Source organism: Dehalobacter sp. (assembly GCA_023667845.1).
Taxonomy (GTDB): Bacteria; Bacillota; Desulfitobacteriia; order Desulfitobacteriales; family Syntrophobotulaceae; genus Dehalobacter.
On the sequence record JAMPIU010000208.1, the window covers coordinates 1 to 10,064 of the forward strand.

The 10,064-nt window shown below is 44.0% G+C and carries 6 protein-coding genes; all 6 read left to right on the forward strand.

The features are described 5' to 3' along the window. Positions 1–212: cupin domain-containing protein (locus NC238_17935; GenBank protein MCM1567792.1), on the forward strand; the 212-nt coding region annotated here is incomplete at its 5' end. 1,392 nt (positions 213–1,604) lie between these two features. Next, on the forward strand, positions 1,605–2,486 hold the full coding sequence (locus NC238_17940) for a hypothetical protein (protein MCM1567793.1): 882 nt from the start codon (positions 1,605–1,607) through the stop codon (positions 2,484–2,486). Beyond that, entirely contained in the window at positions 2,479–5,973 is a 3,495-nt protein-coding gene (locus tag NC238_17945; GenBank protein ID MCM1567794.1) for a DEAD/DEAH box helicase, read from the forward strand. The genes NC238_17940 and NC238_17945 overlap by 8 nt, the downstream gene beginning before the upstream one ends. A 31-nt stretch (positions 5,974–6,004) precedes the next feature. Beyond that, positions 6,005–6,874, forward strand: coding sequence for a hypothetical protein (locus NC238_17950; GenBank protein ID MCM1567795.1), 870 nt, complete (start codon positions 6,005–6,007; stop codon positions 6,872–6,874). Between the two features lie 596 nt (positions 6,875–7,470). Continuing rightward, entirely contained in the window at positions 7,471–8,322 is an 852-nt protein-coding gene (locus NC238_17955) for a GNAT family N-acetyltransferase (protein ID MCM1567796.1), read from the forward strand. After that, positions 8,315–10,064 (forward strand): AAA family ATPase (locus tag NC238_17960; protein ID MCM1567797.1); only part of this gene is annotated, 1,750 nt, incomplete at its 3' end. The genes NC238_17955 and NC238_17960, both read left to right, overlap by 8 nt.

Sequence of the window (10,064 nt, forward strand, 5' to 3'; positions counted from 1 at the left end):
TCAAAATGGGAGATAGAAAAGACATGCTGGATTTTCAGGCAAATGTCCGGGATGATTATGCCATCATTATACCTGCCGGTAAATGGCATAACCTGATTAACACAGGCAATGTACCACTTAAGTTATATTCTATTTATGCACCGCCTGAGCATCCATTTGGTACAGTTCATAAAACTAAAGCAGATGCTGAAGAGCACCACCACGGACGCTAGTATCAAAAGAGAGTTTATAAAAAATGAGCACAAGCAGCAATCCGTATATTCGAATTGTTTGCTTGTGCTTTTATAGTACCAATGGGAAATTGCACTATATCAGGAAGCAAAAAGAACGTCCCTTTGCTTCTCTTCATTCTTATCGCTGAGCTTGTAGTTTGCCTGGTTCAGTTGATGCAATCACGGAAGGTCATTATTATACCTTTATCGTAAAATTGTTTACCCCTGGATATTGTAGTAACCTTTGGTTTTCAATTAGTTATTATACAAATAAAATCGAGAGAAATTATCAAGCATTTGTTTAATTAGTAAAACAGAGGCCAGTTACTTTTCCATTAGATTTCTTTCTGAATAACTTCTGGAACCGCTAAGGAAAAACTCACTACAATGGGGGTCTTTATGTATTGCTTTAACCCCTATTAGTTATATCTATCTATATATAGGCTAACTAACCTTAGTTATATCTGCCTATATATAGAGCACCCCATCTAAGCTATGACCATCTGTACACATATCAACCTAAACTAGATATATCTACATATATATAGACTTACTTAATATAATCCCAAAACATCTATACATTAATCGCTAATTATTATTATGAATTCGTTAAATTATATCTTGCTAAAATGAGTAAATTGTAGTATAATATACTAAAAATAATCCTAGGGAGTGATATTATAATAAAAGATTCAACTAAAAAATGGTCAGCGGTTGAATATCTTGGCTCAAAAGGCGAACCTGTTAACTATATCGAAATGACTAAGGATTTAAAGGCACTAAAACCAGATATATTCCCCCCTAACTATACATCAAAAAACATGGCCTCAATTTTATCCTCTGAGTTAACTAGAAATCCTAAGACTCCTTTCGAGAGAGTAAAAACTGGTTATTACACTGTGAAAAAACCCTATAAAAAGAAGCCTTAATGCAAATAAAATGGTAAGCATGTTCTTATGCTTCTCTCTCATGGTTATTCTCTAACTGATTTCTTTCAAGATTATTGATTTATGGGTAAAGGCCGGAAGCGCTTAAATACGCCTCTGGTTTTTTTATTCTTATTACACTCAGCGTGATAACTCCCATGTAAGCATTCTTTTGTTTAATAAAGTCGATATTTTATCGTTTGTGCAATAATTTGGAATTTTATTTTCTACAAGGAAGGAGTGCTTGTATTTCTGTGGAAATTATACTAACATAAGCCAGCTATTCAAGAATGCACTGATTGAGAAACATCCTATAAAGGAGGAAAATTTAGCAGTTTTAAATGGAATAGGGTGATAAAAGCGAAACGCTATTTTCAACACACTTATAGTGATAGGTAGTATTACGTTATATGGCTACCAAAAAAACTACCCTTGTTTTACTGCTGAATAACTATGGAAAATGCTTATGGCATATCAAGGACCAAATCAAATAAAAGATGATGTCGAACGCGCATTACAGAATCTTCATACTGTGATTCGGACTGAATTAACCGAGCATGAGAATCATAGTGTTATACGAATATATGGTCTAGGCCAGGAGAACACGGTAGTCCAAGGCATCGCAGTATACTTGGTAGGTGCAATTGCAAGTTGTGTAGATTTCAACATGGAGATTAGGACCGCATTGTTCAATGAAGATACGCTGGTACGGGATCTGTATCGAGATGTTACGAATGTTATTGGAGTAAACAATGGGATAAGTGATCGAATAAAGACATATGAAAGAAACCCATGGATATGGGAAGGGATCTCTCACCTTTTCCTTCATCTCTCAATTATGAATCCGGCAAATCACCCTCCAGGGCGTCTTCTGGCAAAGAGCTCCATTCACTTGGATGTTAATGACCATGGTCTTGATATCATTGGCTTATACGGCACGGATAGTTTAGGGGTAACTGCTGGGGAATGCAAGGCATATCTTGAACGACCGGCTGCAGCAATTACAGATGCGGCAAAACGCTTACAAGAGGTCGACAACCTATTAAGGGATGCGGAAATACGAGCAACATTATCCCAGTTTAGGCCAAGCCTGTTACCTGAACAGCAAACCCTGTTGGTTAGGGCGTTTTGGCATGACGAGCGTGCATACTTTCCGATGGTGTGTTGTGATAGTGGACATAGCGTCGATTGGGCACTTAGTCGTGTTGATCTGATTCGTCTCAGACCACCTGTTAATCGAAAGTACCTTGTACCAGCACCTATAGATGGGGCCGACTCTTTCTTCGATATATTATCAGAGGAAATGCGTTGTTATGCCAGTATAACTGTGAGGGCTGATAATGTTTGATACTTTTGCACAGACACTGTTTAATAACTTACCTGTTTTTGAAGGGCTTACTCCCGAATCGGCACGTCGCACGTTGTCACGAGCTTACCTTGCGGTGATTGAATTACGGACAGGCCAAACTGTTCCATCGGATGTATACGAGGTTCTCGATTACCTTCGACGTTTGGCAGACACTATTGAATTTCATACGGTGCTGGACGAGTCGCTTTCCTTAGAAATCAGAAAAGCAGGTTCATTTGTAGCTGCAGAATCACTTGCCCTGCTGGTGGATTTCTATGAACACGGTGAGTCATTAGACATTCCGAGCTGTCGCCTTCGACATAATGGGACGTATACCCGCGTTGAGGCAGCAATTCTGTATTTGATAGCTGGCTATGATGCATGTGCGGGCGGTGTAGTTAGCAAGGTTTTTTCAAGCTATAAAGTGAAAGAAGAGTTATCTCCTGGTGAGTTGGGGGCGGAATGGTGCCTGGAAGTTTTAATAGCACTTTGCATGTTCCAATTGAACCCATTGCCAGAGATAACATGTAATTTGACTTTCGGTTTGAGCAGTAGCCTTAAAGCCATCGAGTTGGAAGATGATACGGTGGGACGACTCTATGCGAAGCTTGGGGAAGCTGTATCTAACTTTTTACATTGGCTCGCAGGAGATTCTAATGAAGGTGCGGCAGTTAGCAAGGAAATACTACAACAACTGCTCGAAAAACTAAAGTCACCAGAATTCTTTACAACCATTTCAGGTATTGGTGGCGACTACGGACGGATAAGACATCTTTCGGAATTGCTACTTAATTGCTTTTCTGAACTTAGCCGAAGGGCACTTATACACGTTGTACCGTTAGGTCTAGGATTTCCCCCAGATGTTTACAAAGATTATCTAAGAATGCGAGCTTGTGGTGAACGACCTAGGGGATCTGGACGTCCTGTGCTTTGGCCTTCTACAGAGGGATACGTGAAATATTGTATCTTAGATGATATAGAACACGCAGTTGTTTCAATGCCGACTGGAAGCGGTAAGTCCTTTGTTGCCGAACTAGCAGTGTCTCAAGCGGTTGGCCTAGGTTGGTGTCTCTATCTTGCCCCTACAAACGCACTAGCTGAACAGATACGTGGAGATTTACGAAGCGGTCTAAAACCACTTGGAACAGAAGTACTAGCATTTATAGGTGATCAAGAATACTCAGTACTTAAGACCAATGTTGTATCAGTAATGCCCTTAAACTCAGTTGCGGTTATGACCCCTGAAAAGGCACACTTGGCTTTGCGGTTGTACCCAGATGTGTTTACCTCATGTCAACTCGTGGTATTTGATGAATGCCACCTTATAGGCGAAGCAAATTCGGGTCGCAGTGTTACAGCAGAACTGGTCTTAACCCAACTCATAATGCGTGCTACAAATATACGCATCTTGCTGATGTCCGCAATTGTGCAAAATCCTGGTGATTTAGCAAAATGGCTAGCAGAGGCAACGGGAGGCAGTTCTGTGGTGCTTTCCGAACCATGGCGACCAACTCGCACACTTAGAAGTGCCTTGGGTATCGACGCTGAATCTTTTATAGAGAACCGCATCCCTGCATATGAAAAATTGAAGACACGGCCAGAGAGCAGGAAGAACGAGAACTTTACAGCTTTTTACTCACTGGCTTGTGGTCTACAGGGTGCTTGGCAGTCAACTAACGAAGCTGATTACGGTATTGTAAAGATACCCTGCGAAGCACAGCTTTGTGTTTCACGGAAAAAGGTTCCGGGAGGAGATTGGCAATACTATATTTCCGGGAATAAGTGGGTCAATGGCTCGGCAATCCGCATTGCAAAGTTTCTTGCTGAAAACACAATACAGACCTTGGTATTTACGCCTGCCAACAAGCATTATCCGTTCTCAAACGCTGCAGCTATGGAGCTTTCGAGAGATTGCTTGGCCACATTGGAAGAACAGCCTGAGATTGTCCAAATTTGTCGCGTCTTGGCGGAGTTCGAATTTGGACTTCCGTCGGATGTGTTCACGTTTATTGACAAGGGTTTGTCGGTGCATACCTCACATATGATTGAAACGGAAAAGATAGCATCTGAATATGCATTTCGTGCTAGGGCAACACGAGTGATGCACGCGACAGGTACATTGGCTCAAGGCCTCAACTTGCCAGCGATGGCTGTTATAATTGGCGGTACACGAATTGGAGACCCTCGTGGTGAAGACATAGATGTTGTAGAACAACGCAAGCTTTCACAACTCCTTAATGCTGCAGGACGTGCAGGACGAGCGGGTTTTGCAAATCAAGGATTGGTAGTTGCAATACCTGATAAACCATTGACGCTTGATTCTTATTCTGCCGTTGAAAATTTGAAGAATCGATTGGGGTACCTGGAACAGCCAGACAATGCCGTGAAAATCAACAGTGGGCTTGAATCATTCTTGGACAGGGTAACTCAGGGAGTACTAGATGCGGAAACTGCAAGTGAAGTTGAATTGCAAACAATAGCAGTACTATCTGGTGGTGGTGAAGGTCAGTTGCCACCTGTCGAAGTGTTGCGGAAGTCTTACGCAGGGTTCCAACGGAGAGCAAAGGGCCAGCCTGATGTGAATGATCAGGCAGCAGTCCATCTTGCCGCAATAAGAGATAATTTTGTAGCCCAGCCGCACGTTCCATCATGGGTGCCCATTGCTGCCCAAAGGGCCGGTCTAGACTTCTTTATAATTGTTTCTCTCGTTAATGCGTGGGCACGAGTCCGAGAAGTGATTACCGTGGATATGTTAAACTGGAGCATTTTTGAATGGACCGAGGAACTGCTGCGTGTGGTCTCACATGTGCCACCTGGGATCCTCCTTCGGCGATACTCGATGGATACAATTGGCAGGGGATCACCAAAGCTAGCTGCGGCTAGGGAAAACTACCGGTTACAATCTATTACAAATCGGGATTGGGCCGTAGATGGCGAATGGGCCGCCGGATGGCTTGACACAATGAGAGTTCTCATTCCATGGATGGAAGGGAAGCCCTTGGTTGAACTTGCAAGCATAATTACAGGCATTGATGCTGGTGAAATCAAATTCCAAAGGACTTCCGGGCAGCCTATACCGAAAACGATTTCACTCATTAACGACCTGTTTTCGTCCCTCGCTATTCTTGGGGGTGGTATCGTTGCAGTTGCAGAGCAGTTGTTCCAAGAGTTATGCGAGCAAGGTGGTGAAGAATTCTGCAAAGGGGTTCCACTAGCTCTAAGCTGCATGCCGATGTGTATTAAATATGGCTGTGATTCCCCAGAGTCGCTTGCGTGGTTCCGTTTTGGAGTGCGACTTCGGCGGCCTTCACGTATTATGTACGAGGCATTCCCTCCACCGAAATTGGATAATGATGAAGAACTTCGAGACTGGGTGCGACGACAGAGGCGTATTTGGTTACGAATAGGTATAGATGATTCCATTGAGCATTTTCAAAAATATAAAGAAATTTTCCAAGCTATCGCTAATTTTATTCGTGGTGAGTAGGGTGTAATTATCTGCTTGGAGTGTGATCCAGATGTCTTTTAACCAACCCCATACAATAACATTGAAAATTGATGGTCCAGGTATTAATGAAGGGGTGAACCTTTTCAAAACTATTTCAATTCTCTCGGAATTTCATAGTATTCTTGATAAGAGCTACAGTGTTTTAAATGGAAAACAAAAACTTACTAAACAGGATAGGGAACAGTATTTTATTAGAGCATATGACTTTAAACAGGGATCTTTTATTGTTAACGCAGATATTATTATAACAGGAATTCAGCTATCTTTACCTTTATTAGGTTTTGTAAACCCTTATACTATATGGGAATACGCACGTTACAGTTTTGCTTTTCTTAAAGCAGTGTTAGCTTCTTCAAAAAGCGGGAACCAGCCAATGATATCCGTAGGGGATAATTCACAAGTAGTTGTATTAATCGGGGATGGAAGTACAATGACACTTCCTGACAAACGCATTTTAGACCTTGCTAATAGGACAAGAAGGAATTACGCTAATCTAGCAGGGAACTTAAAGGAAGGTAGCATTCATAGTATAGAGGTAACAGCACAAAGCAGCATAGGTGAAAATATATCTCTAAGTTTGCCTGAAAAGGATTTATTTGAATCTAATACAACTGTAATGCCTAGACCCGTTACCTTTTTAGCAGATGTTTATGATTTCAATAAGGAAATTAATACAGGTAAGTTAAGAGTTTTTAGAGAACAGGAAATCCCAGATGGTGATTATCCATTTACAATTATAGGGAATCAAGATAATAGCAAATTTATCGAGTCTATGCTCTACTCAAGTGTAAAAATAACTGCTTTAGAAGAACGAGAATTACATCCTGTTGAAGGTCTAAGGCTAATTCGTTTTCAAGTAATAGAAGTTGAAATAAGTTGATTAGCTAATAACGGAAATTATTTTTATTTTATGGCCGTATTAAGATATCAGTCTTATAAAGAGTAGGAATCTAATATCTCATTCCACCACGAATCAATTGGGTTGATCGGTTCATATCGTTTGCCATTATTGTAGATTATCGTTTTAATCCCGTCAAAATACCCACCTAATTCTCAGATTAAATAATCTGTAAAGACTTGCAATACTTGAATAATCTGAAACAAATTTTCAAAATAATACGTAGATGTTTTGGGAGACTTAGCTGTGAGGAAAATACCCTTGTAGCTTATTTTTTTATGTCAACTAACCACGGAAGAATACTACCATGTCGGCAGAAAATTTCCTTTCCCCAAGCCCGAAGGGTGCTAGCAACCACAATAAACGAGGTATAGGAATGGATTGCAATCATGTGCCCTATGGCCGCATTTTAACGTCTATGAGAATATTGCTTTTCCCTTAAAGGTTGTCACTCATTTATTATGTATGATGCACTTCAGTTGTTATTCAGCACAAATCGCAATAATCATCAAAAACGGCATCATCAAATCTGATATAATTGATTCGGCCAATTTACCTTACATGTGGAAGAAGGCGCTATGAAAAACCTTGAGACAGTGATAGCCGCAATTCAATATATTGAAACACATTTGTCGAACGAAAAGATTGACCTGGATATTGTCGCCGCCGCGGTGCACTACTCGAAATACCACCTGCACCGCATTTTTACCGACGCGGTGGGGCTTACTATTCATGATTACGCGCAGCGCAGGCAGTTGACGGAAGCTGCCAAACTGCTGGTTTTTTCAGATAAACCGATTATAGACATAGCCATTCTGGCCGGCTACGACAGCCAGCAGGCTTTCAGCAATGTGTTCAAGGCCATGTACAAGCAGTCTCCTCACCAATTCAGAAAAAATGAGGTGTTTTACCCGTTGCAGCTGGAATACAACTTCAAAGACCAGCGTGAATCCCTTGAAAACGCGCGGAAAGGCTCCGCGAGAGAAATCCGCTTTGCCGGCGAAGCGGATATTCCGTTATGGATGGACCTGGTGCGCCTGGCCATTGACGGGTTCCCCTGCCTGGAAGAAGACGAGCACTTAACCGTCCTGAAACGCTATATTGCCAATAAAGGCGCGCTGCTTATAACCGAGGGCGGCATTTCTATCGGCGGCATGATGATTAACTACGAAACCGGCAGCATAGATTTCCTCGCGGTACACCCGCTTTACCGGAAACAGGGGATTTCCCGGGACTTCCTGCATGTGGCGCTCACCGAATTGCTGAAGAATAAGGAAATCAGCATTACCACATTCCGGGAAGGCGACAAAGCTGATACGGGTTATCGTAAAGCCCTCAAAGAGCTGGGCTTTGCCGAAGGGGAACTGCTGACGGAATTTGGATATCCGACCCAAAGGATGGTTTTACCCAGGGAGAATAAAAATGACTAACGCACAGCAAGCGGGCAGACGCGCCCCGCACGTGCCTGCCCGTATTAACAAAAGCGAAAAGAAAAAACCAGTTGAAACGCCGGCTTTTCCCGATGAAATCGCGCATCTTGAAGATATCAAGGGCAAGCTGGCTAAGGCCATCAAGCAAGCGCATGATTCAGTCGGGCATATCGACGAAGAATATATGGATGTCAAGCGGTACATGGTAGAGCATCGCGGTGAAATCGACCCCCACGAGATGTTCCAAAATGAGATGGCTTTAAAGCGCATTGACAAGAGGGGGGCCGCTGCGGCCGGGATCCGGGATAAACTCGCCAAACTGCTGGACTCGCCTTACTTTGCCCGGATTGACTTTCGGGAGACATCCAAAGTAACCCCCGCCTCATTTTACATCGGCAGGTTTTCTTTCAGCCACGGCAATGAGCTGCACATTTCTGACTGGCGCTCCCCGGTGGCCAGCATGTTTTACGATTGCGAGGTTGGGCCGGCGGGATACGATGCCCCGGACGGACGGTTCGACGGCGAGCTGACCCGGAAGCGGCAGTTCAAAATCAAGAACGGCGTGATGGAATATGCGTTGGAAAGCTCGGTTAACATCCAGGATGATCTCCTGCAGCGTGAATTGAGCCATACTTCGGACGAGAAGATGAAATCCATCATCGCCACCATTCAAAAGGAACAGAACCTGGCTATCCGGAACGAAAAGGCGGAGACCCTCCTTATTCAGGGGGTTGCGGGTTCCGGCAAGACCTCCATCGCGCTGCACCGGATCGCCTACTTGCTCTACCGCTTTAAAGACAGGTTGTCGGCAAAGAACGTGACCATCCTGTCGCCCAACAAGGTCTTTGGGGATTATATTTCCAATGTCCTGCCCGAATTAGGCGAGGAGCCGGTCTACGGGATGAGTTTTGCGGATATTGCCGGGGTCCAGCTTGAGGGCGTCATCCGTTTCGAGGCCGACAAGGACCCTCTTGAAACAGAGGACCCCAAATGGGCGGAGCGGGTGCGCTTCAAATCCACGCTGGATTTTAAAATACTGGTGGACGAGTACCTGGCCCGGATGCCCGAGGCCGTCTTTGAGCCGTCCGACTACACTTTTGGCAGGTTCACCGCCAAAAGTGCATGGATCCGGGGCCGCTTTGCCGCTTACCACAGGCTTCCGGTCAAGCGGCGCCTGGTGATGATTGCGGAAGATATCCTTGACCGCTTTGAAACGGACTACTTCACGGATAAACCTTTGCCAAAAGCGGGGGCCGTCTTAAAAAGCCTGGCCGCGATGCTGAAGATGAAGAATACCCTGTCGCTCTATAAGGATTTTTATAAGCAGAAAAATATCGCGGACAAATTTGTGATGCCGGCGAAGAAAACCCTCGAATGGACCGACGTGTACCCGTTTATGTACTTCCACGCCGCTTTTGAGGGTTTGCGGGAGAGCCGGCTTATACGCCACCTGGTTATCGACGAAATGCAGGACTACACACCGGTCCAATACGCGGTGATGAATGTCCTGTTCAAGTGCCGGAAAACGATCCTGGGAGACTTCGGGCAGTTTATCAACCCAAACCATTTAAACACGCTCGGAGACCTGCGCCGGCTGTATGAAGACGCGGAATATGTAGAGCTGAACAAGAGCTACCGCTCGACCTATGAAATCATCACCTTCGCCAAAGGCATCCGGAATGTTGCTTCCCTGGAGGCGGTGGAGCGCCACGGGGATGCTCCCGGCCTCATCTATTGCCGCA